The following is a 25652-nucleotide window of genomic DNA, read 5'->3' as shown; positions in this document are numbered from 1 at the left end:
GCTCACGCCTCCTTTCCGGCAAGCACGCCCGCGGCGGCCTTGCGTTCACGAGCGAGTTGCTGCACGGCGCCCAGGCCGTTGACCGCGGGTTTCGCCCAGAACGGCGAGTGCGAGGCCATCATCATCAGCGGCGCGGTGACCAGATACAGGACGATGACGTCGAGCACGGTGGTCAGGCCGAGGGTGAACGCGAAGCCCTTCACCTGCCCGGCGGCCAGGATGTACAGCACGGCCGAGGCGATCAGGCTGACCGTCTTACCGGACAGGTTGGTGCGCTGGGCGCGCGCCCAGCCGCGCGGCACGGCCGAGCGGAAACTGCGGCCCTCGCGCATCTCGTCCTTTATTCGTTCGAAGAACACCACGAACGAGTCCGCGGTCATACCGATACCGATGATCAGACCGGCGATACCGGCGAGATCCAGCGTGAAATTGATCCACCGGCCCAGCAGCACGATGATGCCGTACACCGCGACACCGGAAGCGATCAGCGAGAATCCGGCCAGGAAGCCGAGCATCCGGTAGTAGAGCAGGCAGTACAGCAGCACCGCCACCAGACCGACCGCGCCCGCGATCAGACCCGCCTTCAGCGAGGACAGGCCCAGCGTCGCCGAGACCGTCTGGGCCTCGGAGGTGGCGAACGACAGCGGCAGCGAACCGTACTTCAGCTGATTGGCCAGGTCCTTGCTGGTCTGCGAGTTGAAGTTGCCGGAGATCCGGGTATCGCCGCTGTACTGGCCCGCGGCCTGGACCACGGGGGCGCTGATCACCTTCGAGTCCAGGGTGAACGCCAGCCGTTGCTGGTAGTACTGGTCGGTGAGTTGGCCCCAGGTCTTGCCACCGGCGGAGGTGAACTTCACGTTCACCTCCCACTGCGACTGCTGCTGGTTGTAGCCGGAGGTCGCGTCGGAGATCTGCTGACCGTCGAGGGCGCTCGGGCCGAGCAGGTAGACGAACTTGCCATCGGTGGAGCAGGTGACCAGCGGTTTGGCCGGGTCGTCGTTACCGGCCAGCGGGTCGGCCGCGCCGCAGCCGCCGGCGGCGAGGGTCGCCACGGCCAGCTGCTGGGTCTGCTGATCGTCACTCTGCCGCAGCTCGCGCGCCTGCGCGATCTGCTGCTGCACCTGCTGCGGCGCCGCCGGATCGTTCGGATTACCCTGCGGCGCAGCGGGAGTCGTCGACGGAGCCGGGGTCGGGCTGGGCTCCGGAGTCGGCGCCTGCGCGGGGAAGACCCGGTTCTGCGGAGTCGGCGCGGATTCCCCCGCGCCGGGCGCGGGTTCGCTCGGTGAGGTCGGCGCGGGTTCGGCGGGCGAGGTGGGCGTCTCCGGGGACGCGGATTCTCCCGGCGGGACGGCGGCACCCGACGGCGTCGGTCCGGGCTGACCGGGCTGATCGGGCTGACCCGGCGCGGCGGCCTGTACCGGAACCTCGTTGAGCATCGGCCGGACATACAGCTTCGCGGTGGTGGCCAGCGACTTGGCCTGATCACCGTTCTCACCCGGCACGGTGATCACCAGGGTGTCACCGTCGATGACGACCTCCGAACCTGCCACGCCGAGCCCGTTGACCCGGGACTCGATGATCTGCTGGGCCTGTTCGAGGCTGTCCTGGCTCGGCTTCTTACCGTCGGGCGTGCGCGCGGAGAGCGTCACCCGAGTGCCGCCCTGCAGGTCGATGCCCAGCTTGGGCTCCGGTGACTTGTCACCGGTGAAGAACACCAGCGCGTAGATCACGGCCAAGAGCGCGGCATAGACGCCGAGCAAGCGCAGCGGATGCCCCGTTCCCTTGGAAGGTGGCACAGTACTTTTCTCCTAGGCGGTGTCGAGTGGGCGAGCGGAACGCACGGGCACGCGCCGACGCCATCGCACCGCGAATCGGGCGCGGTGCGATGGGCGGGCTGCGTTCAGTCCTTGCCGAGCCGGGTGGCGGTGTCCTCCGCCGATTCCTCCGCCGCGGGCCGGGTGTTCTCGGCCGGCTTGTCGGCGGCGGGGTTCTCGGCAGCGGGCTTCTCGGTAGCGGGCCGGTCGGAGGCCGCCTCGGCCACGACGTCGTCCGACGCGGCGGAGGTCTCGGCCGCCTCCGTGGTGGCATCGGCGGGGTCGGCTTCGTCGGTGCGCACGTCGCGAATCGCGGCGCGCAGCCAGGTGGTGACGACGTCCTCGGCGATCTCCAGGTCGACGGTCGTCTCGTCGGCGTCGACCACGGTGCCGTACAAACCCGACGTGGTGGTGACGCGGTCGCCGATCTTCAGCGCCTCCTGCATGGAAGCGACCTTCTCCGCCTCCCGCTTCTGGCGGCGGACACCGAGGAACATCGGCACGAGCAGGGCTACCAGCAGCAGCGGAAACAGCAGTTCCATCGTCGTAGTCGGTCCCTAGTCTGTGGGTTGGGATGGGTATTTACCCACACAGTCTGCCAGTCCGCCGCGATACCGCCACACCCGCACCGCCGCGGACTATGCCGCCCGCTCCCCGTAGGTGTAGTCGTCCAGTGGGAAGCTGACGGCTTCCCGGTGGGTGGTCAGGGTGCTGTTGGGCCGCAGCAGCGCAGCCTCGCCGTGCTGATTGAAGTAGTAGCTGCGGGCGGTCGCGCACTGCCCGCCGTAGAACACCGACGAGCCCAGCTTGTTCGTGACGTAGTCCAGGAAACGCGCGTTGGCCTGCTCGGTCACCTCGAACACCTGCTCACCGCGCCGGAACAGCTCACCGAACAACCGGCCCATGTGCTTCATCTGCGCCTCGATGGTGGTGAAGTAGGACAGGCCGCTGTAGGAGTACGGGCTGTTGAGGCTGAGGAAGTTCGGGAACTTGGGCACGGTGATGCCCTCGTACGCCTGGAACCTGTTGTCGCGCCAGAACTTTCCGAGGTTCACCCCGTCGCGGCCGATGATCTCGATGGCCGGGAAGTTGACGTCCCACAGGTTGAATCCGGTGGCCAGGATCAGGGTGTCGATCTCGGTCTTGTGCCCGTCGGCGGTGACGATGCCGTCGGGCTCGACGTGATCGATGGAGTTGGTCTCCAGCCGCACGTGCGGTTCGTTGAAGGTCTTGAAGTAGGTGTTGGAGAAGGTGGGCCGCTTACAGCCGAAGTCGTAGTCCGGCGTGAGCTTGCGGCGGGTCTGCGGATCGCGGACCTGCGCCCGCAGATGCGCCTTGGCCAGTAGCGCCGCGGCCTTGTTGCCGAGTTTGGCCTGCCGGTAGTGCAGCACTCCGGCCACCATGAGCAGTTCCAGCGCGCTGGTGTTCACCAGGCGCGCGGCCTTCTGCGTGAGCGGCGCCTTGGCGAACAGCTGCTGCACCGGCTTCGGGATGGGCGTGTCGACCTTGGGCACCACCCAGATCGGGGTGCGCTGGAAGACCGTCAGCTCCGCGACCCGCTTCGCCGCCTCCGGCACCAGCTGCACCGCGGTCGCGCCGGTGCCGATGATCGCGGCCCTGCGGCCGGTGAGGTCGACGTCCTCCTCCCACGCGGTGGTGTGCAGGATCTTGCCCGCGAAGGTATCGATGCCGGGGAACGGCGGCGTGTAGGGCTGGGAGAGGAACCCGGTGGCGGCCAGCAGATAGCGCGCGGTCAACGTCTCGCCGCCGTCGACCGACACGACCCAGTGCTGCTGCTCCTCGTCCCAGCGGGCGCCGCCGACGGCCCGGCCGAACCGCATCCGGCGGCGCAGGTCGTATTTGTCGGCGACGTGCTCGGCGTACTTCTTCAGCTCGGCGCCCGGCGCGAACAGCCGCGACCAGAACGGGTTCGGCTCGAACGAGTACGAGTACGTGACCGAGGCGATGTCCACGGCCAGGCCCGGATACCGGTTCACATGCCAGGTGCCGCCCAGATCGTCCTCGCGCTCGAGAATCACGAAATTGCCCAGGCCGAGCCGGTCCAGCTCGATACCCGCGCCCATCCCGCCGAATCCGGCCCCTACGACCACTGCGTCGTACCGAGGTGCCACGTCGAACCTCCCCTGTTACCAGAAGTATCTATTACAGAATGACACATCATTCCGTTGCGGAACACCGTATCATCGGGTTCGTGCCGAAGCCATCCACACATCTCGAGCGTCGCAAGGCCGAGCTCCGGCAGGAGATCATCGACACCGCGTTCGCCTGTTTCGCCGAAAAGGGTTACCACGCAACGGGTATCGCCGACATCGCGACGGAGCTGGGGATCGGGCACGGCACCTTCTACCGTTATTTCGCCAACAAGCGCGACATCATCGACCACGTCATCGACGACCTGGCCGCCCGCATCATCGACTCGCTGGGCACCGACAACGCGCCCGACGCGGCGACCACGCTGGACGAGTACCGCGCACAGGTGGAGCGCATCGGCGCCGCCCTGAACCGCATCTTCCTGGAGGACCGCCGGGTGTCGCAGCTGCTGCTGTTCCAGGCGACCGGCATCGACAGCGAGCTGACCCAGCGCCTGTACGGACTGCTGGACACCGCCGACGCCCTCACCGCCGGCTACCTCGAGCACGGCGTCGAACTGGGCTATCTGCGCGCCGATCTGGACACCGCGAACACGGCCAAGGCGGTCACGGGCATGATGCTCGCCGGCGTGGTGCACGGCCTGCGCGATCCCGACCCGGCCGCGGCCGCCGATCTGACCCAGGCCATTCGCCGCCTGCTGATCGATGGCGTCCGCAAGGACTGACGGGTTCTCCCGCCCGGGGAGGTCGCCCGCGGGTGCCTACGATAACCACGCGTGTGCGTGCCGCGGTCGAGACCAGGGCGCCTTCGTGGTGGTGGCCGTGCTTGGGACAGAAGGAAATACACCGTGACAGAAGACCCGCAATGGTGGAATCAACCGGCACAGGGCTCCGGGCAGCAACCACCGATCGGGCATCCGCCGTACGCGCCGCCGCAGCCGCACGGGTATCCGCCCGCGGCGCAGCCGTACGAGTATCCGCCGCTGGAGGCGCAGCAGCCGTTTCCCGGGCAGTATCCGCCGCCCAACCCGTACGGCACCCCGCCGCCGCGGGGCTCCAACACCGGGCTCATCGTCGGACTCGTGCTCGGCGGCCTGGTGCTGGTGCTGGTGGCCGTGGGTGTTGTTGTCGCCGTGAACAAGTCGGGCTCCGGCGAGAACTCCGCCGCCGGGACCACGACCGCCTCCGCCGTGCGGACCAGCGCGGCGAGCAGCGCGCCCACGACGGCGTTCACCACCGCGCCACCCACCGCGGCGCAGCCGGGTGCGACCACGGCGGCCGTCGTCCCGGGCTTCCAGGGCGTCGCGGTGCCCGCCCGCGGCATCGCCTACGACGTCCCCGCCGGATGGAAGATCGACAAGGAGAGCATGATCCGCGGTTTCGAGGACGGCCGGGGCAACCGGATATCCGGCACCGGAACCGCCGTCGACGGTGAGGACTATTGCCCGTCGTCGAACCGGACGATCACCTTCGTCAGCCGCTCCGATCAGCCGAATCCCGCGACCGCCGCCACCGACGTCGGCAGGAAGGCCGCCGACTACGGCTTCAACGCGCCGTCGGACGCCACGCCCACCCCGCCCGTCCCGCTCACCACGAGCAGCGGCGTCGCCGGGCAGATGGTCGAGACCTCCGGCAGCTGGCATCCCGACAACCCCGCCTGCACCACCACCCGATTCTCGGTGTACACCTTCGCTTTCCCCGGACCCCAGAACCCGACGCTGGTACTGACCATCGCCGCCGACCGCGGCGTCCCCGGCGAGATCACCCCCGACGTGGCCCGGCAGATCTTCACCAGCATCCGCAAACTCTGAGCAGGGTCAGGAGTCGAACAGGTCGAGGGTGGGGTGGGGTTCGCGGCCGCGGACTTCGATGGAGCCGAAGACAAGGTCGGGTGGTGGGACGAGGCCGAGGTGTTCCCAGGCGGCCGCGGTGGCGACGCGGCCGCGGGGGGTGCGGGCGATCATGCCGGCGCGGACCAGGAACGGTTCGCAGACCTCCTCGACGGTGGCCGACTCCTCGCCCACCGCGACGGCCAGGGTCGAAACACCCACGGGCCCACCGCCGAAGCTGCGGACCAGCGCGCCCAGCACGGCCCGGTCGAGGCGGTCCAGGCCCAGGTCGTCGACGTCGTAGACGGCGAGTGCGGCGTGGGCGACGGCGCGGGTGATCACGCCGTCCTCGCGCACCTCGGCGTAGTCGCGGACGCGCCGCAGCAGCCGGTTGGCGATGCGTGGCGTGCCCCGGGAGCGGCCCGCGATCTCGGCGGCCGCGTCGGGGTCGATCCGCACGTCCAGGATGCGGGCCGAACGCAGCAGGATCAGGCGCAGCTCGTCGGCCTCGTAGAAGTCCATGTGACCGGTGAAACCGAAACGGTCGCGCAGCGGGCCGGTCAGCGCGCCGGACCGCGTGGTGGCGCCGACCAGCGTGAACGGCGCGATATCCAGCGGGATCGAGGTCGCGCCGGGGCCCTTGCCGACCACCACGTCGACCCGGAAGTCCTCCATCGCCAGGTACAGCATCTCCTCGGCGGGCCGGGCCATACGATGGATCTCGTCGATGAACAGCACGTCGCCCTCGACCAGGTTGCTCAGCATGGCGGCCAGGTCGCCCGCGCGTTCCAGCGCCGGTCCGGACGTAATGCGCAGGGCGGAGCCCAGTTCGGCGGCGATGATCATCGCCATGCTGGTCTTGCCGAGACCGGGCGGGCCGGACAGCAGCACGTGATCGGGTGTGCCGCCGCGCTGTTTGGCGCCGCGCAGCACCAGAGCCAACTGCTCGCGCACCCGGGGCTGGCCGATGAAGTCGTCCAACGACTTCGGGCGCAGGCTCGCCTCGATCTCGCCGTCGGACCGCAGGTAGCTGGGGGTGACCTGGGATTCGGACTCGTCGTGCGGGTCGGTCATCGGCTGCCCTACCTGTTCTTACCGAGCAGGCCGAGCGCGGCGCGCAACGCCTTGGCGGTGTCCAGGCCGGGCTGGTCGGTGAGCACGGTGTCGACGGCGGGCTCGGCCTGCTTCGCCGGGAAGCCGAGGCCGGTGAGGGCCTCCACCACCTGCTCGCGCACCGGCGTGACCACCGGCACGGGCCCGGCGCCGGGCGGACCCGATTGCACCGGAACGAGATTCACCTTGTCGCGCAACTCGACCACCATGCGCTCGGCGCCGCGCTTGCCGATGCCGGGCACGCGGGTGAGCGCCGCGACATTGCTCTCGGCCAGCGCCTTGCGCAGCGCCTCGGGTTCGAGCACGGCGAGCACCGCCATGGCCAGCCGCGGGCCGACGCCGGTGACGGTCTGCAGCAGGCCGAACAGCTCGCGGGCCTCGGTGTCGGCGAAGCCGTACAGCGTCATGGAGTCCTCGCGCACGATCATCGCCGTGTAGAGCCGGGCCTCCTCCCCGCGGATGAGTCCGGCCAGCGTGGAGGGGGTGGCGTTGAGCCGGTAGCCGACGCCCGCGGCCTCCAGCACCGCGTGGTCGAGTCCGATCTCGAGCACCTCACCGCGCACCGACGCGATCACCCCGTTACCGCCTTCCGTTGCTGGGCAAGCTTTTCCGCGTATTTGCGCTGCGCCTGCGCCGCCTGGGCCTGCGCCTTCGCCATCCGGTCCAGCATCGGGGCCCGCCAGCAGTGACAGATCGCCAGCGCCAGCGCGTCGGCGGCATCGGCCGGTTTCGGCGCCGTCCGCAAGCCTAGGATGCGCGTGACCATGGCCGTCACCTGAGCCTTGTCCGCCGACCCGTTCCCGGTGACGGCGGCCTTCACCTGGCTGGGGGTGTGGAAGTGGACCGGGATGTCGCGGCGGGCCGCGGCGAGCGCGATCACCCCGCCCGCCTGGGCGGTGCCCATGGCGGTGCGCACGTTGTGCTGGGAGAACACCCGCTCGATCGCGACCGCGCCCGGGTGATGGGTGTCCATCCACCGCTCGGCCGCGTCGGCGACCCGCAGCAGGCGCTGGGCGAGGTCCATCTCGGGCGGGGTGCGCACGACGTCGACGGCGAGTGCCGTCACCTGCCGCCCGAGTCCGCCCTCGACGATGCTCACACCGCACCGGGTGAGCCCGGGGTCGACGCCCATCACCCGCACGAAAAGCACCCCTCCACATCCGCGAACAGTTGTTCGAAGTCTAACGGAGCGCGCCCGGCCGCCGCCCCACCGACACGGGGTCCGTTCAGGTCTCACCGCGATTTCGTCAGGGCAGCCGTTCGGCGAAGGCGGTGTAGGCATCCGCGGAGAACAGCACGAACCGGATCTGCGTGACGGCCGTGCCGGTGTCCCGGACGGTCTGTACCGCGATCCGGGCGCCGTCGTCGATCGGCCAGCCGTAGACGCCGGTGGAGATCGCCGGGAACGCGACCGTCCGCGCGCCCAGTTCGTCCGCCACGCGCAGCGATTCGCGATAGCAGGACGCCAGCAGCCCGGACCGGTCCTCGGTGGCCGACCATCTCGGCCCGACCGTGTGGATCACCCAGCGCGCGGGCAGCGCTCCGGCCGTGGTCGCGACGGCCTGCCCCGTCGGGAGACCCTTGCCGTAGCGCGACGCGCGCAGGTCCCGGCATTCGGCCAGGATCTCCGGGCCGCCCTTGCGGTGGATCGCCCCGTCGACACCGCCGCCGCCGAGCAGCGACGAATTGGCGGCGTTCACCACGGCGTCCACGTCCTGTTCGGTGATGTCGCCGCGGACCAGCACGAGTTCGGTCATGGTGTCGAGTGTGCCGCGCCGCGCTCGACCGCGCCGCCGCGACACGGGCCGCCTCCGCGGCGCCGACCCGCCGGTCACCTACGGTGATCGGATATGGCCTGGATTCTGCTCGTCCTGTCAGGGTTCATGGAGACCGCCTGGGCCGTCGCGCTGGAACGGTCCGACGGGTTCAGCAAGCCGCTGCCCACCGTGATCTTCGCGACGGCGCTGGCGCTGAGCATGGCCGGGCTGGGGGTGGCGCTGCACGACATTCCGGTCGGCACCGGATACGCGGTCTGGGTGGGGATCGGGGCGGTCGGCACCGCGCTGGTCGGCATGATCTGGCTGGGTGAGTCGACCTCGCTCACCCGCATCCTGTGCCTGCTGCTGATCATCGCGGGTGTGGTGGGGCTGAAGCTGTTCCACTGAGGCGATCCACCTCACACGGCCTCAGACCTCGGGTAACGGAATCAGCTCCAGATGCTCGGGCAGTGCGGGCGCCGACGTGCAGGTCCCCCGCCCGGTCACCATGCTCACCCCACCCCCGTGCGCCACCAGCCACTTACCGCACACGCACCGCAGATATCGCACCGTCCGATGCGAGGACACGAGCATCGGTGCGGGCCACGAGCAGGACGGGCAAGCGACGGACATACCCAACCCTGCGTAACGACCGACCGTTTTGCAATCACCCCAGCGGCGTGGCGACCCAACTCGCCCCCGATCGTCCGATCCGTTGCGCGGTGTCGGCACTTTCCGTCGGGCCGGTGCGTTGGTACTGGTGGAGAGCCGACGTCGGCGTGAAGGAGTCCGGGATGAGCGTGGTCGGGACTGTACTGGGGTATGTGCTGACGGTGTTCCTGCTGCTGCTCATCGCGCGGTTGATCGTGGATTGGGCGGAGCTGCTCGGGAACCGGCCGCAGTGGGTGTGGAAGGTTCGGCGATTCACTCATGCCGCCACCGAGCCGGTGATCGCGCCGGTGCGCAAGGTGCTGAAGCCGGTGCGGCTGGGCGGCGTGGGGCTCGATCTGGCGTTCACGGTGGTGTTCGTCGCCGTGCTCGTCCTTCGTTCGGTCGCCTTCAGCCTGTAGGCGGAGATACCGAAGGCCGCCCTCCCGGAGTGGAAGGCGGCCTCGGGCACGGTGCTCAGTCGTCGAGTTGGGCGAGAACCTCGTCGGAGACGTCGACGTTGGTGAAGACGTTCTGGACGTCGTCGCTGTCCTCGAGGGCGTCGACGAGCTTGAAGACCTTGCGGGCGCCGTCGGCGTCGACGGGGACGGTGGTGGAGGGCTGGAAGCCGGACTCCGCCGAGTCGTAGTCGATCCCCGCCTGCTGCAGCGCGGTGCGCACCGCCACCAGATCGCCCGGCTCACTGATGATCTCGAAGGACTCGCCGAGGTCGTTGACCTCCTCGGCGCCGGCGTCGAGCACCGCCATCAGCAGGTCGTCCTCGGACAGGCCGTTCTTGTCCAGCGTGACGATTCCCTTGCGGCTGAACAGGTACGACACCGAACCCGGGTCGGCCATGTTGCCGCCGTTGCGGGTCATCGCGACCCGCACCTCGCCGGCCGCGCGGTTGCGGTTGTCGGTGAGGCACTCGATGAGCACCGCGACGCCGTTGGGGCCGTACCCCTCGTACATGATGGTCTGCCACTCGGCGCCGCCGGCTTCCTCACCGCCGCCGCGCTTGCGGGCCCGCTCGATGTTGTCCAGCGGGACCGAGTTCTTGCGCGCCTTCTGGATGGCGTCGTACAGCGTCGGATTGCCGTCCGGGTCGCCACCGCCGGTCCGGGCCGCCACCTCGATGTTCTTGATCAGCTTCGCGAACAGCTTGCCCCGCTTGGCGTCGAGGGCGGCTTTCTTGTGCTTGGTGGTGGCCCATTTGGAGTGGCCGCTCATTCCCTACTTCCTTCAAGGTCGGTGTGCTCGGGATCCGGTGGACAATTCGAGCAGTCTACTGGTCGGCCCCGCGGTCGCCGCCGGGCGGATGCGCGGGATCGGCGCCGGGCCGTCACGAGGGCCGCACGGCCGCCCGTTCCCGCACGGAGTCGACGAACAACCGATGCACCCGCAGATCCCCGGTCACCTCGGGGTGAAATGAGGTCGCCAGCACGCCGCCCTGGCGCACCGCGACGATCCGCCCCTCCGCCGGACCGGACGGTACCCGCGCGAGCACCTCCACTCCCTCGCCTATCCGCTCGACCCACGGCGCCCGGATGAACACCGCACGGACCGCCCCGTCGAGGCCGGTGAATTCCAGGTCGGTTTCGAACGAATCGACCTGGCGGCCGAAAGCGTTGCGCCGCACCGTCATATCGATGCCGGACAGCGACTGTGCGTCGGGCCGGGTGTCGAGCACGTCGCGAGCCAGCAGGATCATCCCGGCGCAGGAGCCGAACGCGGGCATACCGTCGCGCAGCCGCTGCCGCAGCGGTTCCAGCAGCCCGAACACCTCGAGCAACTTGCTGATGGCGGTCGATTCGCCGCCGGGCAGCACGAGCCCGTCCACCGCGGCCAGCTCCGCCTCCCGCCGCACGCTCACCGGCTCGGCGCCACAGGCCGTCAGCGCATGGAAGTGCTCCCGCACATCGCCCTGCAACGCCAGCACACCAATCGTCGGTCTCACGAGTCGAGCATACGAGCCGACCCCTGCGGGCCCGCTCGCGACCGAAACGCCGTGTGGTCCCGCTCACCCGGCCGTCAAGGTTCCGCAAGTGGATCTGTTCGCTCGACCAGTACGAGGGAACACTCGCCGGGTGATCGAAGTTCTGCCGACACCCGCGCCCGCGACCGGCCGCCCCGCGGCCCGGCGCGGGCTCACCGTCTCCACCGGCCTCGCCGGGCTCTCCCTCGACGCGATGGCCTCGGTGTCCTACGGCCCGGAGGCCGTCGTGCTGGTACTGGCCGCGGCCGGCAGCGCCGGTCTGGGCCTGACACTGCCGGTGACCCTGGCGATCGTGGCATTGCTCGCCGTGCTGATCGCGTCCTACCGGCAGGTGATCGCCGCCTTCCCGGGCGGCGGTGGCGCCTACGCCGTGGCCGGTCGCCATCTCGGTCGCCGGGCCGCACTCGTCGCCGCGGCGGCGCTGATCGTGGACTACGTGCTCAATGTCGCGGTGTCGATCGCGGCCGGGACCGCCGCACTCACCTCCGCCTTCCCCGCACTGCTGCCCTACACGGTGTGGATCTGCCTGGCGGTGCTGACCGGGGTCACCGCGTTGAATCTCGCCGGGATCCGCGAGAGCGCGCGGGTGTTCATGGCGCCGACGGTGATGTTCGTGGCGGGCATTCTGGTGGTGATCGTGACCGGGCTGCTGCGCTCGGCGCCCGTGGTCACCGAGACCGGCCCCGCGGTCGCCGCCGACACCCGTACCATCGGAATCCTGTTGCTGCTCAAGGCATTCTCCAGCGGCTGCGCGGCACTGACCGGAGTGGAGGCGATCGCGAACGCGGTGCCGAGCTTCGAGGAGCCGCGGGTGCGCCGGGCCCAGCGCGCGGAGGTGGCCCTGGGCGTGCTGCTGGGCGTGATGCTGCTCGGCCTGGCGACGCTGATCGGCCGGTTCGATGTGCGGCCGGTCGACGGCAGCACGGTGCTGTCGCAGCTCACCGAGGCCGCACTCGGCCACGGAATCGGTTACTACATCGTGCAATTCGCGACGGTGACGCTGCTGGCGCTGGCCGCCAACACCTCCTTCGGCGGCCTGCCGACGCTGACCAAGATCCTCGCCGACGACAACTGCCTGCCGCACCGCTTCGCCGTCGCCACGCCGCGGCTGGTGTACCGTTACGGCGTGCTGGGCCTGGGCGTTTCGGCGGGCGTGCTGCTGCTCGCGGCCGCGGGCGAGATGAACGCGCTGGTTCCGCTGTTCGCGATCGGTGTGTTCGTCGGGTTCACCATCGCTCAGGCGGGCATGGTGGTGCACTGGCGGCGGCGCGGCGGCGGCGGATGGCGGATGGCGCTCAACGGTTTCGGCGCGTTGCTGACCTTCGTCGCCGCGCTGGTCACCACCGCGATGAAGTTCACGGCCGGGGCCTGGCTGATCGTGCTGGTGCTGCCGCTGCTGGTGTACGGCATGGAGCGGGTGCGCCGCACCTACCGCCGGATCGACGATCGCCGCGGCGCGGGCGGCACGCCCGCCGCGCCGCGGCCCACCGGCGCGGTGATCGTGGTGCCGGTGTCGGAGGTGTCCGAGCTCAGCCGCGAGGCGCTGTCGGCGGCACTGTCGCTGGGCCGGGAGGTGGTGGCGGTGCACGTGTGCCTGCCCGGGGAGAACACCGTGGCATTCACCGAGGCGTGGGCAGCCTGGCATCCGCAGGTGCGGCTGGAGATCATCGATGCGGGCGCCTGCTCGGTCGGCGATCCGGTGGCCCGGTTCGTGCGCGACAACTTCGACGGCCGCCGCAAGGTGGTGCTCATCGCCGAGGTCGACCCGCCCACCGGCTGGGACCGCGTGCTCCCCAGCCATCGCAGCGACGAACTGGAACGACGCCTGCGCCGACTGCCCGACACGGTGGTCTGCCACCTGCGCGTGCAGACGACCTAGCCCGGCGCGGCCTCGCGGGCGAGGATGGCCGCCTGCACGCGGGACTGCACACCGAGTTTGGTGAGCACGCGGGAGACGTGGGTCTTCACGGTGGTCTCGCCGATGTAGAGGCGTGCGGCGATCTGGGCGTTGGACAGGCCCTCACCCAGGCAGGCCAGCACCTCGCGTTCGCGCTCGGTGAGGCCGGCGAGCAGGTCCGGTTTCGGCTCGGCGGGCGGGCCGGTGGTGGCGAAGGCGGTGATGACCGCGCGGGTCACCTCGGGCGCGAGGACTCCGTCGCCGGCCGCCACGGAACGCACCGCCGCGAGCAGCGCCTGGCTCGACACCGATTTCAGGATGAACCCGCACGCCCCGGCGCGCAGCGCGCGGAAGACGTATTCGTCCAGGTCGAAGGTGGTGAGGATGAGTACCCCGGCCAGGCCCTCGGCGGTGATCTGGGCGGTGGCGGTGATGCCGTCCACGCCGGGCATCCGCACGTCCATCAGCACCACGTCGGGCCGCAGCGCTTTGGCCTGCGCGACCGCGATGTCGCCGTCGGCGGCCTCGCCGACCACCTCGATGTCCTCGGCGGTGTCCAGGATCATCCGCAGCCCGGCCCGGATCGCGCCGTGGTCGTCGGCGATCAGCACCCGAATCGTCATGCCACCTCCGGTCTTTCGCGAATCGGCAGCCGGGCCGTCACCACCCAGTCGTCGGAATCGGCGGTGGCGGAGAAACTTCCGCCGAGCGCCGCCGCGCGTTCGCGCATGTTGAACAGACCACGGCGGGGGCGGTCGACGTCCGGTGACGGCGCGGCGGGGAGCCGGTTGCGCACCGACAGCGCCACGGCGTCCGTGTCGGCGCGCACCGCGATATCGACCTCCCGGCCGGGTGCGTGCTTCATGGCGTTCGTCAGCGCCTCCTGGACGATGCGGTACGCGGCCTGGTCCACCGCGCTGGGAATCTCGGCCCGCAGACCCGAATCCCGCAGGCGCACAATGGTTCCGGCGGCGCGGGCGGCGTCGACCAGGATGGCCAGCTGGGCCAGTCCGCGCGGTGCGGCCGCCCCGTCCGCGCCGCCGTCGTCGCGGCGCAGCAGGCCGATCATGGTCCGCATCTCCTGCAGCGCGCTGACGCTGTTGGCGCGGATCGAGCCGAGGATCCCCGCGACGGCGGAATCGGGATCGTCGCGGGCGAGCACGCCGAGCGCGGCCTCGGATTGCAGCGCGATGGCCGACAGATGCCCGGCGATCACGTCGTGCAGGTCGCGGGCCATGGTGCGGCGTTCGTCGGCGACGGCCGCCCGCCGGTCCAGGTCGGCGACCAGCGTCAGCGCCTGAGCCCGGGTGCGTTCGACCGCGGCCAGCTCCTTGTGGTGGCGCACCGCCAGCGCCCACCAGATCGACATGCCGACGAACACCGAGGCCGCGGCGACGACGATCGCCGGTGCCCGCCAGTCCCCCGTGAGCACGAAGACCACGAGCGCGAAGACGACCGTCAGCACCACGCAACTCGCCGTGACGATCCGCGAAACCCGGTGGCTCGCATACAGGCACGCCGCGTAGATCAGATCCGAGTACACGATCCACACCGGCACCGTGGGGCCCAGCGCCAGATCGATACCCACCGGCACCAGTCCCGCCAGCAGCGCCACCACCGGCGCCCGCCGACGCAGTAGCGTCGCCGCGCACAGCAGTGCCAGCACCGCGAACCGCGCGGACAGCGGGGTCGAGCTCGCACCCCCGAGCGGGTACAGACCCGACAGGTACAGCACGGCGCCGACGGCGAACGCGAACAGCGCCACCAGCGCGTCCTGCGTATTCGCCGACAGGGCTCCCCACTGCTTCACCGCACCATCACAGCACAGCCGCGGCCGGGGCCGGGTCCGCCGAAGTGATGACGGCCGGTCGGTCCGACAGCCGACGCCGGAACCATCGGCACCGGGCGAGGCTGACCGGCGTGACACTGATCGCGGCTCTCGTCGGCCTGGCTCTGGTCGACAGCACCAGCATCGGCACACTGATCGTCCCGGTGTGGCTGCTGCTGGCGCCCGACCGCCCACCCGCGCGGCGGCTGCTGTGCTACCTCGCCGCCATCGCGGTCTTCTACTTCGCGCTGGGCCTGCTCCTGCTGACGGTCGCGGGCGCGGGACTCGACCGGCTCGGCACGCTGACCCGCAGCCCGGTACTGCTGGTGCCGCAACTGCTGCTGGGCATCGCGCTGTTCGCCGTCTCGTGGCGGTTCGATTCCAAGAAACGCAGGGCGCGCGGCGAACCCGATCGCACCGCGGTCTGGCGGGCGCGCGCGCTGCGCCGCCAGTCCTCGGCCGCCGGGCTGGCCGGGCTGGCGGTCGCCGCGGGCGCGCTCGAGGCGGTGTCGATGGTCCCGTACCTGGCCGCGATCGGGCTGCTCGTATCCAGCGATGTCCCAACCGGTTCCGCGGTCGCGCTGCTGGCGGGGTACTGCGCGATCATGATCGTCCCCGCGCTGCTGCTCACCGCGGGGCGCACCCTGCTGCACACCACGATCGAGCCGATGCTCGCCACGCTGGACCGATTCCTGTCCCGGTACGCCGACAGCGCGACCGGCTGGGCCCTGGCCATCGCGGGTATCGTGCTGGCCCGCGGCGCGCTCGGCGGCCTCACCGGGGGCTAGCGGGTAAGGACCCGGGGCCCGGGTTTCGGGGACCTTCCTACCACTGCCTGTCACCGCGGATCCGGGCAACCTGGTCGGTGACGTCGGCAATCCGATCTGGAAGGACGGCCCAGCATGGCCAGTGCGCTGCCGGACGACGAAACCCTCGAAGTCGCCCTCGGCATGGCGGTGCGCGCGCCGTCGGTGCACAACACCCAACCCTGGCGCTGGCGGGTCGCCGCCGATCGCCTGGAGCTCTACGCCGATACCGATCGGCACCTGCCCTGTACCGATCCCGTGCAGCGCGCGCTGGTGGTGAGCTGCGGTGCGGCGCTGCACCACATGCGGGTCGCGCTCGCCGGGCTGGGCTGGGCCGCGACGGTGACCAGAACCCCCGATCCGGACCGCCCCGACCTGCTCGCGACGATCACCACGACGCCCCGGCAGCCCACCGACGCCGACATCGAACTCACCGCCGCGATCCTGCTGCGCCAGAGCGACCGGCGGCGCTTCGCCTCGATCGACGTCCCGCACGGCTACATCCGGACGGTGTCGAGCCGGGCCAACCGATTCGGCGCCGCCGTCCGCCATGTGCCGCCCGTGCTGCGCGCCCGGCTGGCGGGTTCGATGCGGTGCGCGGCCGATCGGCACGCCGAGGATCCGGCATACCTGCGCGAACTCGTGGCCTGGAGCGGACGGCACGGCAGCCCGGACGGGGTCCCGGCCCGCAACACGCCTCCGGCGCGCCCGGGCGACGAACTCCCGGGCCGGGCGTTCGCCGATCCGGCCCTGGCCGACGCCGCGGCGAGCACCGACGCGGCGGAGTGGCTGGTGGTCTGCACAGCGGGCGACGACCGGCGCTTCCAGCTGTCCGCCGGGGAGGCGACCAGCGAACTGCTCCTCACCGCGACCGACCTCGGGTTGTCCACCTGCATCCAGACCGAGCCGCTCGGCATGCCGGATCTGCGCCGCGACATCCGCGAGGCCGTCCTGCACGATTGCGCGTTCCCGCAGACGATGGTGCGGATCGGCTGGGTGCCGGCCAACAGCCCGCCGCTGCCGACCACGCCGCGCCGGACCGTCGGCGACGTGCTCGACGGCTGATCACTGCCGGGTGTGGATCAGCCCCATCCGGGCGGCCAGCACCGCCGCCTCGGTCCGGCCCCGCACGTCGAGCTTGCGCAGCACCCGCGACACGTAATTCTTGATCGTCTTCTCCGACAAGAACATTCGCTGCGCGATCTGCCGGTTGGTGAGCCCGCGGCCCAGGAGCCCGAGCACCGCCCGCTCGCGCTCGGTCAGCTCGGCGAGGGGCCCGTCCTGCCACTCGGCCTGGGTCCGCAGCGCCGCGACCACGGCGGCCGTGGCGCGCGAATCCAGCAGTGACCGTCCGGCGGCGATCTCCCGGATGGCTTCGACGAGTTCGGGGCCGCGCGCGTCCTTGACCAGATAGCCGTCGGCGCCCGCGACTATCGCGCCGAGCATCGAGGGTTCGTCGGCGAACGCGGTGAGCATCAGGCAGCGCAGTCCGGGCACCGCGGTCAGCAGGTCCCGGCACAGCTCGTCGCCGTTGCCGTCGGGCAGCCGGAAGTCGAGGACGACGACATCCGGATGGACGGCCGGGACGCGGGCGCGCGCCGCGGCGCAGGTGTCGGCCTCGCCGACGAACGTCAGATCGGGGGTCTCGTCGAGGAGGTCACGCAGTCCGCGCCGGACGACCTCGTGGTCGTCGACGACGAACACATCGACCATCGCAGCCTCCTCGCCTCGACGGTGGCACCGCGCAGCGGGCAGTGACCAGCCCGTCAGCTATCGAACGGCTACCCGACGGCGGGGGGCCTCAAACGGAGGTCAGCCCTCGCGCAGGTGGCGGATGAGGCCCTCCTGGACGACGGCCGCGACGAGCTGACCCTCCTGGTTGAAGATCCGCCCGCCGGTCAGCGCGCGGCCGAAGCCGGCCGACGGCGAGGCCTGGTCGTAGAGCAGCCAGTCGTCGGCGCGGAACGGGCGCAGGAACCACATGGCGTGGTCCAGTGACGCGTTCTGGGTCGGCTCGTCGGGGTGGATCACCTTCGACGATCCCAGCAGCGTCATATCGCTCATGTAGGCGAGCGTGCACACGTGGAACAGCGGGTCGTCGGGCAGCGAGTGCCGGTAGCGGAACCACACCTGCTGCTGCGCGACCAGGCCGTTCTTGCGGGTCACCTGTTCCTGCGGGATGGTGCGGATGTCCCAGTGCTCCCATTCCCGCATGGCCCACAGCGCCTCCGGGCTCATCGAGGTGCGGGCGTCCGGAAGATCGTGCGGCAGTGGGACTTCCGGCATCTCGTCCTGATGCTCGGGCCCCTGGTCGCCGATGTGGAACGACGCCGACATGGTGAAGATGGCCTCGCCGTTCTGCACGCCGGTCACCCGGCGGGTGCAGAAGGACCGCCCGTCGCGGATGCGCTCGACGAGGTAGACCGTGCGCTCCTGCGGGTTGCCCGGCCGCAGGAAGTAACCGTGCAGCGAGTGCACCTGGTACGACGGGTCCACCGTTCGCACGGCCGACACCAGCGCCTGTCCGGCGACCTGCCCGCCGAAGGTTCGTGGCAGCTGGGTCTTCGTGGACGCGCCACGGAAGATGTCCCGCTCGAGCCGTTCGATCTCGAGGGCCTCTTCGATCGTCGCCATCAACCGTCCTTCCGGGAATGAACCTGCTCAGGTTAAACAATGGCGAACATCTTCCGGCGCCCGGCTCACCGGGTCCGTGACCCGGGTCTCGCGCGGCGCGGCGCGGGCATCATGGTCGGGTGCCCCCGTTCGCCCCGATCACCACCGACGCCCTGGCGGACCTCGTCACCGAGCGCGCGCTCGCCCTGCCCCGACCGGCCGTGGTCGCGGTCGACGGCGCCGACGCGGCCGACCCCGTGGGTTTCGCCCGCACCGTCGCCGCCCGCCTGCCCGCTCTGGGCCGCCCGTCCGGGGTCGTCGCCCTGCACGACTACGTCCGTCCCGCGTCGCTGCGCCTGGAGTACGGCCGCGACGAAACAACCTATCGCACAGCCTGGTTCGACTATCCCGGCCTGGATCGTGAAGTGCTGCAGGCACTACGCCGCCGGCACCGCTGGCTCCCCGCCCTCTGGGACGAGTCCAGCGACCGGTCCGCCCGCGCCACAGTCCTTCCCGCCACCCCCGCCACCGTCCTGTTCGTCGCGGGCCCGATGCTGCTGGGCCGCGGCCTCGACTTCGACCTCACCATCGAACTGCGCCTGTCGGAGCCCGCCCTGCGCCGCACCACCGCCCCCGCCGACGCCTTCACCGTCGACGCCCTGCTCCACCACCGCCGCAGCACCCCCGAAGAGCCCGACGTCCTGGTCAATTGGGACCACCGGGACCGCCCCGCCGTCCGGAACGCATAAGCCGTCGCGATCGTGGAAGCATCCGGCTACGCCGATCCCTCCGACCACGTGGTGGTGACCTTGTCGACGGTGACTCGCACGGTCACCCATTGCGGGTCCGGCCCGGCGAAGCCGGGGTAGGGCCCACCGGTGTACTTGTGCGAAACCTGCTGGATCAGGACGCCGTCCGGATCGTCCAGGATCGTCGCCGTGCCCTGCACCTGGACACTGTCGTACGGACTGGCCGCGTCGAAAACCGTGACAGCCGCCCTGGGATCCCTTCGGAGGTTGGCGACCTTGCGGCGGCGACCGGGCAACGCGAAGACGAGGTCGTCCCCGTCACGCTCGACCCATACCACTGTCGCCTGTGGTCCGCCGTCCGGTTCGAGCGTGGACAATACGGCAAAATTCTTGCCGTCGAACAACTCTCGCACCTTGCCTGTCAGTCGCGCCATGCGTCTTCCTCGGTTTCGTATTCCGCGCCGGTCAGCACACCGACCGACCCTGATACCCGTTATGACGGCGCCTGCCCGGCGAATTCATCGCAGCGAGTCCGCGCCGGCGACAGCCGCGCCCGATTTCGTCCCGCCGGAGGTTTCGGGGGCTTGTCCCTATCCATGACCGTTGGGATGCTCGGTTGTCGTGAAGGTATTCGCCATGGCGGCCGGAGTTGTCGCGACATTGTTCGCCGCGCCCGCCGCACCGGCCGCCGGGGATGAGATCGCGATCATCAACGGGATCGTGTATCAGGACCGCTACAACGATTTGGCGGGCTGCATCGATATCGGCCCCATGGACATCACCGTGGAGAACCACACCAGCGACCGCACGGCGTACATCTACCGCTCCGACAATTGTTCCGGCCCCGCCGAGGCCGCCATCGCACCGGGCACCACGGCCACCGCCTACGGCACGACCGTCGACTTCAAGAGGCCCTCCGGCGGCGGAAGTTTCGGGCTGTAGCAGCCGCGGCAAATAGGTGGAGCGCGCACCCGGTGTGGCTCACCATGGTGCGATGGTGGTTGAGGACAGTACCTCGTTCCGGACCGAATGGGCCGAGTTGCCGCGCTCGGTCCGGGCCGAACTCGAGCGCGGACTCGGCGGCGAGGTCCGGGCGGCGGCCGGGCAGGCGGGCGGGTTCACCCACGGCCTGGCCGCCCGGCTGGTCCTGGCCGACGGACGCAGGGCGTTCGCGAAGGCGATTCCCGTCGACGACGCCCTGGCCGGGATGTACCGGGCCGAGGCCGGGGTCGCGGCGGGGTTGCCGCGGTCGGTACCCGCGCCGCCGCTGCGGTTCACCGCCGAGATCGATGGCTGGTTCGCGATGGTGTTCGACGATGTCGCGGGCCGCCATCCGCGGCTGCGCGAACCCGCGGATCTGGCCGCCGTACTGGCCACGGTCGAGCGCCTGGCCGATGCGCTGACGCCCAGCCCGCTGCCGGGGATGCGCGCCGTCACCGATGCCTACGGGCGCGCGCTGAGCCGCTGGCAGCAGTTCGCCGAGCACGGCCCGCCGCCGGATCTCGACGACTGGTCACGGCGCAATCTGGACCTACTGGCCGACCTGGAGTCCACCTGGCCGACACACTGTGCCGGAGAGACGTTGCTGCACAGCGATCTTCGGCCGGACAATATGCTCCTCGGCTCCGACGGCATCGTCTGCGTGGTCGACTGGGCCGCGCCCTGCCGCGGCGCGGCCTGGGCCGACCTGGTCATCTTGGCGCCGTCGATCGCCCTCGACGGCGTCGACCCCGATCCGATCCTCACCGCACACCCTCTCACCCGCGCGGTCGACCCGGCGGCCATCGATGCGCTCGTGTGCGCGCTGACCGGATTCTGGACGTACAACAGCCGCCTGCCCGTGCCACCGCGCTCGCCGAGACTCCGTGCCCACCAGGCTCGTTCGGGCGCGGTGACACGGGAGTGGTTGCGGCGGCGGGTGGGATGGGACTAGTGGTTCGCCGGGGTGGGGGTGAAGTGGGTGGCGTAGTGGTCCACGTAGTGGCGGCCGCAGCGGTGGGCCAGTTCGGTCATCAGGGCGTCGGTTTCGGTGCGGACGGTGGGGCGGTCGAGGGGCGGGAAGGTGCGGGGGCGGCCGAAGACGATGTGGACGCGGGCGGGGCGGAGTAGACGGCGGCCGCGGCGGTTCACCAGGTCGGTGCCGGACAGGGCTACCGGGACCAGAGGTGCGCCGGTGCGCATGGCGACTCGGATGGCGCCGGTGCGGCCGCGGTAGACCCGGCCGTCGGGTGAGCGGGTGCCTTCGGGGTGGATGCCCCACACGCCGCCGGATTCGAGAATGCGCGCGGCCGCGTCCAGGGCGGCGGTCGAGGCGGAACCGCCGGAGCGGTCCACCGCCACCTGGCCGGTCGCCGTCATCACCCATCGGTTGATCCGGCCGCGCAGCCCACGCTCGGTGAAGTACTCCCGCTTGGCGAGGAACGTGATCCGCCGCGGCAGCACCAGAGCGAGATACAGCGAATCGATGGCCGCCAGATGATTGGCCGCCACGATCACCGGGCCCGATCGCGGAACATGGTGCAGCCCTTCCACCTCCGGCCGCCCGAGCAGCCACAGCAGCGGTCCGATCAGCACGTACTTCAACAACCGATACGCCATCGATCACCTTTCCCGAGAATGCGTAGACACTGTCTACCAGAGTCGGCAGACAGTGTCTACGCACTGGGCGTGCGGCGGGTGCGGGCACAATGGCGTCCATGACAGAGGAGTCGCTGCGCGATCGCCTGGTGGCGGTCGGGGTCGAGCTGCTGGAGGAGCAGGGGGTGGCACGGCTCGGGCTGCGGACGATCGCACGGCAGTCGGGGGTCTCGCACGGGGCGCCCCGGCGGTACTTCCCGACCCACGCGGCGCTGCTGTCGGCGATCGCCGCGCGCGGATTCACCGATCTGCAAACACGTTTCGAGGCGCACGCGCAACAGCCCGCACGGACCCGGATCGAGCGGATGACCGCCGACTATGTGCGCTTCGCCGCCGACCGGCCGGAGATGTTCGCCCTCATGTTCCGCCACGACCTGCTGGAAGGATCCGGCGAACAACTCCGCCGCCGGACCCTCCCGATGTATCGCCGCTTCGCCGACCTCGTCGCCGAGTGCACCGCCGACGACAGTGGACAGCGCGCACTCCAGCTGTGGGCGAGCGTGCACGGCACCGCGGTGCTGGTGGCCAACCGCAGCCTCGAGCTGGTCGCCCCGGGCACCGACCCGGTCCACCTGGCGGCCGCCCTGGTGGACCGCCACCTCACCCCGCCGCCCTGACCCCGCCGCACCGAACGCCGCCCCGCCATAGATGCCACCGAACGCCATGCCAGCCCCCACCGCCGCTACGCTGGCCCGCCTGCCACGGACACCACCGACCACCATGACAGCCCCCACCGCCGCTACGCTGGCCCGCCTGCCACGGACACCACCGACCACCATGACAGCCCCCACCGCCGCTACGCTGGCCCGCCTGCCACGGATCAGGGGCGGGCGGGGACCGGCGGGTGCAGGGACAGCCGCGGCCAATCCCGCAGGTCGCGCTGAAGTTGGCGGTCGTGGGTGGCCACCACGACCGCGGCCGGGGTGGCACGCAGGGCCTCGGTGAGCTCGTCGACCAGGGTGATCGAGAGATGGTTGGTCGGCTCGTCGAGGAGCAGCAGGTGCGGCCGGGAGGCCAGGGCGCAGGCGAGGTCCAGGCGGCGCTGCTGGCCCATGGAGAGTTCGCCGATCGGCTTGTTCGCCTCGTGGGAGCTCAGCAGCCCCAGCGATGACAGGCCGACCACCTCGGACTCGGCCAGCACCCCCGCGCTCACCGCCGCCTCGACGTGCGCGCGGTACAGCTCACGCGCGCGGCGCCGCAGCGGATGACGAGATTCCTGGCGTAGCAGATGGATTCGCGCGCGACGAGCCCGATGCACCTGCCCCGCATCGGGTTCGAGCGTTCCGGCGAGCACCGCCAGCAGCGTCGATTTGCCCGCACCGTTGGGGCCCGCGATCACCAGGCGGTCACCGGAGTCCAGCGCCAGATCGACCGGCCGCACCACACGGCCCGCCACGGTCACCTCTTCGACGCGCACGAGCGTAACCCCTTGGCGGGCAGGTAGTTCCGGCATCGCGAACCGTTGCGGCGGCGTCGGCGCGGTGATCCGATGCCGTTCCAGCTCGTCCTGCCGCCGGTGCACGGCGCGGGCCAGCGACCCGGCCCGGGTGGCGCGCTGGTGTTTGCCGGTGCCCTTGTCGGGCCGCCATCCCGTCACCAGTCGGTTCTGCGCCGCCGACAGATCCTGCGCCAGCCGCGCGCGGTCGGTCTGCTGCTGTTGATATTCCTCCGCCCAGCGCTCGAGTTCGGCGTGCCGCCCGGCCCGGTAGCCGGAGTAGCCGCCGCCGTAGACGCGCGGCCTGCCGTCGCGGGTCGGATCCAGATCCAGGATCGTCTCCGCGACATCCGACAGCAGGGCCCGATCGTGGCTCACCACCACGATGCCACCGGCGAAGGCACGCAACCGGGCGGTCAGGAACTCCAGCGCGGCCCGGTCGAGGTGATTGGTCGGCTCGTCCAGCAGCAGGAAGTCGTCGCCCGCGGCCAGCAGCACCGCCAGCCGCACCCGGTACCGCTGCCCCACCGACAGCGTCCGCAGTGGGCGCTCGCGATCGGTCACCGCCCCGAGTCCCGCCAGGGCCACATCGACGCGGCGATCGGCGTCCCAGGCGTCCAGCAGTTGCGCGAGATCCAATGCCGCGCTGTACTCTTCGTCGGCGCCGGGACGGCCCTCGGTCAGCGCCGCGGCGGCCGCGTCGAGCCGCCGCACGGCGTCGCGGGCGGCCGCCAGGTGTTCGTCGACGACGTCGCCGATCGTGCGTTCGTCGTGGTCGGGCATCTCCTGGGTGGCCAGTGCCAGTGTGCCGATCCGCTGCACGCGGCCCGCGTCGGGTGTCAGCAGTCCGGCGAGCACGTGCAGCAATGTGGACTTGCCGCGCCCGTTCTCGCCGACGACACCCCACCGCGAGCCGGGCCCGACGGTCAGGTCGACACCGTCGAGCACGGTGCGTTCACCGCGCTGTACACGGAGGTCGGAACAGGTCAATTGCGCCCGCGCCCGGGCAGGTCGAATCCGGATGGTCATTGTCTTCCTCCGGGCACACGCCACCGCACTGCGGAAAGGGAAGTGTGCCGTGATCGATGAATGCGCGCCGAGGGCGCGACGGGACATCGGAACGGGGCCTGCGGCGATCCGCCGACGCGGACGCGGCCCGGAGTTTCTAGAGGAAGTACAAATGCACGAGGTCGAGGGTAACAAGATCGCGCAGCGGCGTCGAAGGCTTTTCCGCCGCGACGCACCGAACCGGGGAATCGAGCGCTCGTCAGCTCACGGCCGGAACAGCGCCCGGTCCGGCTCCGGGATCCAGCATTCGGCGGCGATATCGCCGTTGTAGTTGTCGCGGAAGTACGCGACCAGATCCGGCAGGCCGGGATGCGGATTGGCGGTCGACCACAGCAGCGCGTGCGGATACGCCGGGATGGGGTCGACCACCGGAACCCGGCGAATATGCGGATGCCAGGGCGTCCGGAACCCCACCCCGGTGAAGCTGACCAGCGTATCGGAGGCGGCCACGCGATCCAGGATGTCCTCGATCGGCTCCGGCCGCCCGCCGGATTCCACCGTGATCCCGCTGAATTCGGACAGGTGCCGGTAGTAGTCGGCCCACTCCGACGGCACCGCCGCGCCGGGCACCCACGCCGTGAACGGCCGGACCTCGGCGAGCGTGGTCGCCGTGTGCCCGGCCAGCGGATGATCCTTGCCCACGACGAGCTGCAGCGGCTCCAGATACGAAGGGACCGCGGCGATTTCGGCCGGCAGCGGCCGCGGCCCGCCGAATGCCCGCGCGAAGGCGGCGTCGACGCGTCCCCCGACGAGGGTGTCACGGGAGGTGCCGTGCGCGCGCAGGGTGCCCGGCGGGCCGAGCAGCAGGGCGTCACGGGTCGAGGTGATCACATTGGAGATGACGATCTCGGTATCGCGCTCGGGATGGCGGTACAGGTAGAACCGCAGCGACTCCATCTCGGCCTGCCGCTCGCCGAGCACGGCCACGCGCAGCGGGCGCACCCGTTCCCGCACCGCCGTCACCGCGTCGTCGGCCGCGCTCAGCAGCGCGCGGGCGTGCGGCAGCAGTCGGGCGCCCGCCGCGGTCGCCACGATCCCCGTGGGCACCCGGTCGAACAGCGGCGCCCCGAGTTGCTGTTCGAGCTTGGCGACGCGCTTGGACACCGCCTGCTGGCTGAGGCCGAGCACCGCCGCGGCGTGGCTGAACTGCCCCTCGTCCAGCGCCGTGACGAACGCGCGGACGGCGGCGAGATCCAGATCCGTCATCACACCTCTCTCGATACAACTGCCGGTTGTGCATCCTAGCGTGTCTCTTGTTCGACTCACCACCCTCTCAACTGGTCGTATCTAGTCCGGAAACCATGACCGGAACCGTGCTACCGCACAACCGATTCCGACCCCCGATCGACCA

At 70.7% G+C, this 25652-nt stretch carries 29 protein-coding genes; 11 read left to right on the top strand and 18 right to left on the bottom strand.

Annotation, left to right across the window (positions count from 1 at the left end; all coding sequences use genetic code 11):
- Window positions 1-2: 2 nt before the first annotated feature.
- The 3 genes from secD to NWFMUON74_RS14560 all read right to left on the bottom strand — a co-directional run bounded on the left by secD (window position 3) and on the right by NWFMUON74_RS14560 (window position 3946).
- The gene (gene secD, locus NWFMUON74_RS14570; RefSeq protein WP_187688327.1) at window positions 3-1796 is read right to left on the bottom strand and encodes a protein translocase subunit SecD; all 1794 of its coding nucleotides are present in this window, start codon (window positions 1794-1796) and stop codon (window positions 3-5) included.
- Between the two features lie 104 nt (window positions 1797-1900).
- Window positions 1901-2356, bottom strand: coding sequence for a preprotein translocase subunit YajC (yajC, locus tag NWFMUON74_RS36870; RefSeq protein WP_187688326.1), 456 nt, complete (start codon window positions 2354-2356; stop codon window positions 1901-1903).
- Between the two features lie 96 nt (window positions 2357-2452).
- Window positions 2453-3946: a flavin-containing monooxygenase gene (locus NWFMUON74_RS14560; protein WP_187688325.1), complete on the bottom strand. Its 1494-nt coding sequence runs from the start codon at window positions 3944-3946 to the stop codon at window positions 2453-2455.
- A gap of 38 nt (window positions 3947-3984) precedes the next feature.
- Between NWFMUON74_RS14560 and NWFMUON74_RS14555 the strand changes: the two genes are divergently transcribed.
- Together NWFMUON74_RS14555 and NWFMUON74_RS14550 are read left to right on the top strand one after the other, a co-directional pair.
- Window positions 3985-4650: a TetR/AcrR family transcriptional regulator gene (locus tag NWFMUON74_RS14555; protein WP_187688324.1), complete on the top strand. Its 666-nt coding sequence runs from the start codon at window positions 3985-3987 to the stop codon at window positions 4648-4650.
- Between the two features lie 123 nt (window positions 4651-4773).
- The gene (locus NWFMUON74_RS14550; RefSeq protein ID WP_187688323.1) at window positions 4774-5736 is read left to right on the top strand and encodes a DUF8017 domain-containing protein; all 963 of its coding nucleotides are present in this window, start codon (window positions 4774-4776) and stop codon (window positions 5734-5736) included.
- A gap of 6 nt (window positions 5737-5742) precedes the next feature.
- On the opposite strand, the gene ruvB is transcribed toward NWFMUON74_RS14550, so the two are convergent.
- From ruvB to NWFMUON74_RS14530, 4 genes are all read right to left on the bottom strand, one after another.
- A complete protein-coding gene (gene ruvB, locus NWFMUON74_RS14545; protein ID WP_187688322.1) occupies window positions 5743-6828 on the bottom strand; it encodes a Holliday junction branch migration DNA helicase RuvB in 1086 nt (361 codons plus the stop codon).
- An 8-nt stretch (window positions 6829-6836) separates the two neighbouring features.
- Window positions 6837-7442 (bottom strand): Holliday junction branch migration protein RuvA, encoded by a 606-nt coding sequence (gene ruvA, locus NWFMUON74_RS14540; RefSeq protein ID WP_187688321.1) that lies wholly within the window; start codon window positions 7440-7442, stop codon window positions 6837-6839.
- Entirely contained in the window at window positions 7439-8008 is a 570-nt protein-coding gene (ruvC, locus tag NWFMUON74_RS14535) for a crossover junction endodeoxyribonuclease RuvC (protein ID WP_187689159.1), read from the bottom strand. The genes ruvA and ruvC overlap by 4 nt, the downstream gene beginning before the upstream one ends.
- A 106-nt stretch (window positions 8009-8114) precedes the next feature.
- A complete protein-coding gene (locus tag NWFMUON74_RS14530) occupies window positions 8115-8624 on the bottom strand; it encodes an O-acetyl-ADP-ribose deacetylase (RefSeq protein ID WP_187688320.1) in 510 nt (169 codons plus the stop codon).
- A 93-nt stretch (window positions 8625-8717) separates the two neighbouring features.
- On the opposite strand from NWFMUON74_RS14530, the gene NWFMUON74_RS14525 reads away from it, so the two are divergent.
- Window positions 8718-9032: a DMT family transporter gene (locus NWFMUON74_RS14525; protein ID WP_187688319.1), complete on the top strand. Its 315-nt coding sequence runs from the start codon at window positions 8718-8720 to the stop codon at window positions 9030-9032.
- Window positions 9033-9053: 21 nt separating this feature from the next.
- On the opposite strand, the gene NWFMUON74_RS14520 is transcribed toward NWFMUON74_RS14525, so the two are convergent.
- On the bottom strand, window positions 9054-9194 hold the full coding sequence (locus NWFMUON74_RS14520) for a hypothetical protein (RefSeq protein ID WP_187688318.1): 141 nt from the start codon (window positions 9192-9194) through the stop codon (window positions 9054-9056).
- 224 nt (window positions 9195-9418) lie between these two features.
- Between NWFMUON74_RS14520 and NWFMUON74_RS14515 the strand changes: the two genes are divergently transcribed.
- Window positions 9419-9694, top strand: coding sequence for a YggT family protein (locus tag NWFMUON74_RS14515; protein WP_187688317.1), 276 nt, complete (start codon window positions 9419-9421; stop codon window positions 9692-9694).
- 55 nt (window positions 9695-9749) lie between these two features.
- On the opposite strand, the gene NWFMUON74_RS14510 is transcribed toward NWFMUON74_RS14515, so the two are convergent.
- Both NWFMUON74_RS14510 and pdxT read right to left on the bottom strand, forming a co-directional pair.
- Window positions 9750-10502, bottom strand: a complete 753-nt coding sequence (locus tag NWFMUON74_RS14510) for a YebC/PmpR family DNA-binding transcriptional regulator (RefSeq protein ID WP_187688316.1) — start codon at window positions 10500-10502, stop codon at window positions 9750-9752.
- Window positions 10503-10614: 112 nt separating this feature from the next.
- On the bottom strand, window positions 10615-11229 hold the full coding sequence (pdxT, locus tag NWFMUON74_RS14505) for a pyridoxal 5'-phosphate synthase glutaminase subunit PdxT (RefSeq protein WP_187688315.1): 615 nt from the start codon (window positions 11227-11229) through the stop codon (window positions 10615-10617).
- Window positions 11230-11359: 130 nt separating this feature from the next.
- Between pdxT and NWFMUON74_RS14500 the strand changes: the two genes are divergently transcribed.
- Window positions 11360-13147 (top strand): APC family permease, encoded by a 1788-nt coding sequence (locus tag NWFMUON74_RS14500; protein ID WP_425343086.1) that lies wholly within the window; start codon window positions 11360-11362, stop codon window positions 13145-13147.
- Here the strand turns inward: NWFMUON74_RS14500 and NWFMUON74_RS14495 are convergent.
- Entirely contained in the window at window positions 13144-13788 is a 645-nt protein-coding gene (locus NWFMUON74_RS14495; protein ID WP_187688314.1) for a response regulator, read from the bottom strand. The two genes, NWFMUON74_RS14500 and NWFMUON74_RS14495, sit on opposite strands and share 4 nt — an antisense overlap.
- Window positions 13785-14975, bottom strand: a complete 1191-nt coding sequence (locus NWFMUON74_RS14490) for a sensor histidine kinase (RefSeq protein WP_232111020.1) — start codon at window positions 14973-14975, stop codon at window positions 13785-13787. Before NWFMUON74_RS14490 ends, NWFMUON74_RS14495 begins: the two co-directional genes overlap by 4 nt.
- 110 nt (window positions 14976-15085) lie before the next feature.
- On the opposite strand from NWFMUON74_RS14490, the gene NWFMUON74_RS14485 reads away from it, so the two are divergent.
- Complete coding sequence (locus NWFMUON74_RS14485; RefSeq protein ID WP_232111019.1) at window positions 15086-15781, top strand: GAP family protein; 696 nt, start codon at window positions 15086-15088, stop codon at window positions 15779-15781.
- 114 nt (window positions 15782-15895) lie between these two features.
- Window positions 15896-16864, top strand: coding sequence for an Acg family FMN-binding oxidoreductase (locus NWFMUON74_RS14480; protein WP_187688312.1), 969 nt, complete (start codon window positions 15896-15898; stop codon window positions 16862-16864).
- Here the strand turns inward: NWFMUON74_RS14480 and NWFMUON74_RS14475 are convergent, their stop codons facing one another.
- Both NWFMUON74_RS14475 and NWFMUON74_RS14470 read right to left on the bottom strand, forming a co-directional pair.
- Window positions 16865-17512, bottom strand: a complete 648-nt coding sequence (locus tag NWFMUON74_RS14475) for a response regulator (protein WP_187688311.1) — start codon at window positions 17510-17512, stop codon at window positions 16865-16867.
- Between the two features lie 99 nt (window positions 17513-17611).
- Window positions 17612-18433, bottom strand: a complete 822-nt coding sequence (locus NWFMUON74_RS14470; RefSeq protein WP_187688310.1) for an acyl-CoA thioesterase — start codon at window positions 18431-18433, stop codon at window positions 17612-17614.
- Window positions 18434-18552: 119 nt separating this feature from the next.
- On the opposite strand from NWFMUON74_RS14470, the gene NWFMUON74_RS14465 reads away from it, so the two are divergent.
- A complete protein-coding gene (locus tag NWFMUON74_RS14465; protein ID WP_187688309.1) occupies window positions 18553-19161 on the top strand; it encodes a nucleoside/nucleotide kinase family protein in 609 nt (202 codons plus the stop codon).
- Between the two features lie 26 nt (window positions 19162-19187).
- On the opposite strand, the gene NWFMUON74_RS14460 is transcribed toward NWFMUON74_RS14465, so the two are convergent.
- The gene (locus NWFMUON74_RS14460) at window positions 19188-19595 is read right to left on the bottom strand and encodes a PPOX class F420-dependent oxidoreductase (protein WP_187688308.1); all 408 of its coding nucleotides are present in this window, start codon (window positions 19593-19595) and stop codon (window positions 19188-19190) included.
- Window positions 19596-19797: 202 nt separating this feature from the next.
- Between NWFMUON74_RS14460 and NWFMUON74_RS14455 the strand changes: the two genes are divergently transcribed.
- Together NWFMUON74_RS14455 and NWFMUON74_RS14450 are read left to right on the top strand one after the other, a co-directional pair.
- Window positions 19798-20103: a hypothetical protein gene (locus NWFMUON74_RS14455; protein ID WP_187688307.1), complete on the top strand. Its 306-nt coding sequence runs from the start codon at window positions 19798-19800 to the stop codon at window positions 20101-20103.
- 52 nt (window positions 20104-20155) lie between these two features.
- Window positions 20156-21094: a phosphotransferase gene (locus tag NWFMUON74_RS14450; protein WP_187688306.1), complete on the top strand. Its 939-nt coding sequence runs from the start codon at window positions 20156-20158 to the stop codon at window positions 21092-21094.
- Here the strand turns inward: NWFMUON74_RS14450 and NWFMUON74_RS14445 are convergent.
- On the bottom strand, window positions 21091-21759 hold the full coding sequence (locus NWFMUON74_RS14445; protein WP_187688305.1) for a lysophospholipid acyltransferase family protein: 669 nt from the start codon (window positions 21757-21759) through the stop codon (window positions 21091-21093). The two genes, NWFMUON74_RS14450 and NWFMUON74_RS14445, sit on opposite strands and share 4 nt — an antisense overlap.
- 98 nt (window positions 21760-21857) lie before the next feature.
- Between NWFMUON74_RS14445 and NWFMUON74_RS14440 the strand changes: the two genes are divergently transcribed.
- Window positions 21858-22415, top strand: coding sequence for a TetR/AcrR family transcriptional regulator (locus NWFMUON74_RS14440; protein ID WP_187688304.1), 558 nt, complete (start codon window positions 21858-21860; stop codon window positions 22413-22415).
- Between the two features lie 203 nt (window positions 22416-22618).
- Here the strand turns inward: NWFMUON74_RS14440 and NWFMUON74_RS14435 are convergent, their stop codons facing one another.
- Both NWFMUON74_RS14435 and NWFMUON74_RS14430 read right to left on the bottom strand, forming a co-directional pair.
- A complete protein-coding gene (locus tag NWFMUON74_RS14435) occupies window positions 22619-24262 on the bottom strand; it encodes an ABC-F family ATP-binding cassette domain-containing protein (RefSeq protein WP_187688303.1) in 1644 nt (547 codons plus the stop codon).
- Window positions 24263-24505: 243 nt separating this feature from the next.
- On the bottom strand, window positions 24506-25507 hold the full coding sequence (locus NWFMUON74_RS14430; protein WP_187688302.1) for a LysR family transcriptional regulator: 1002 nt from the start codon (window positions 25505-25507) through the stop codon (window positions 24506-24508).
- Window positions 25508-25652 lie beyond the last annotated feature (145 nt).

The sequence above is a fragment of the Nocardia wallacei genome, assembly GCF_014466955.1.
In the GTDB taxonomy this organism is placed as follows: domain Bacteria; phylum Actinomycetota; class Actinomycetes; order Mycobacteriales; family Mycobacteriaceae; genus Nocardia; species Nocardia wallacei.
The sequence above is the reverse complement of the archived record's forward strand: the minus strand, read 5'-3'. Positions and strand labels throughout refer to the sequence as shown.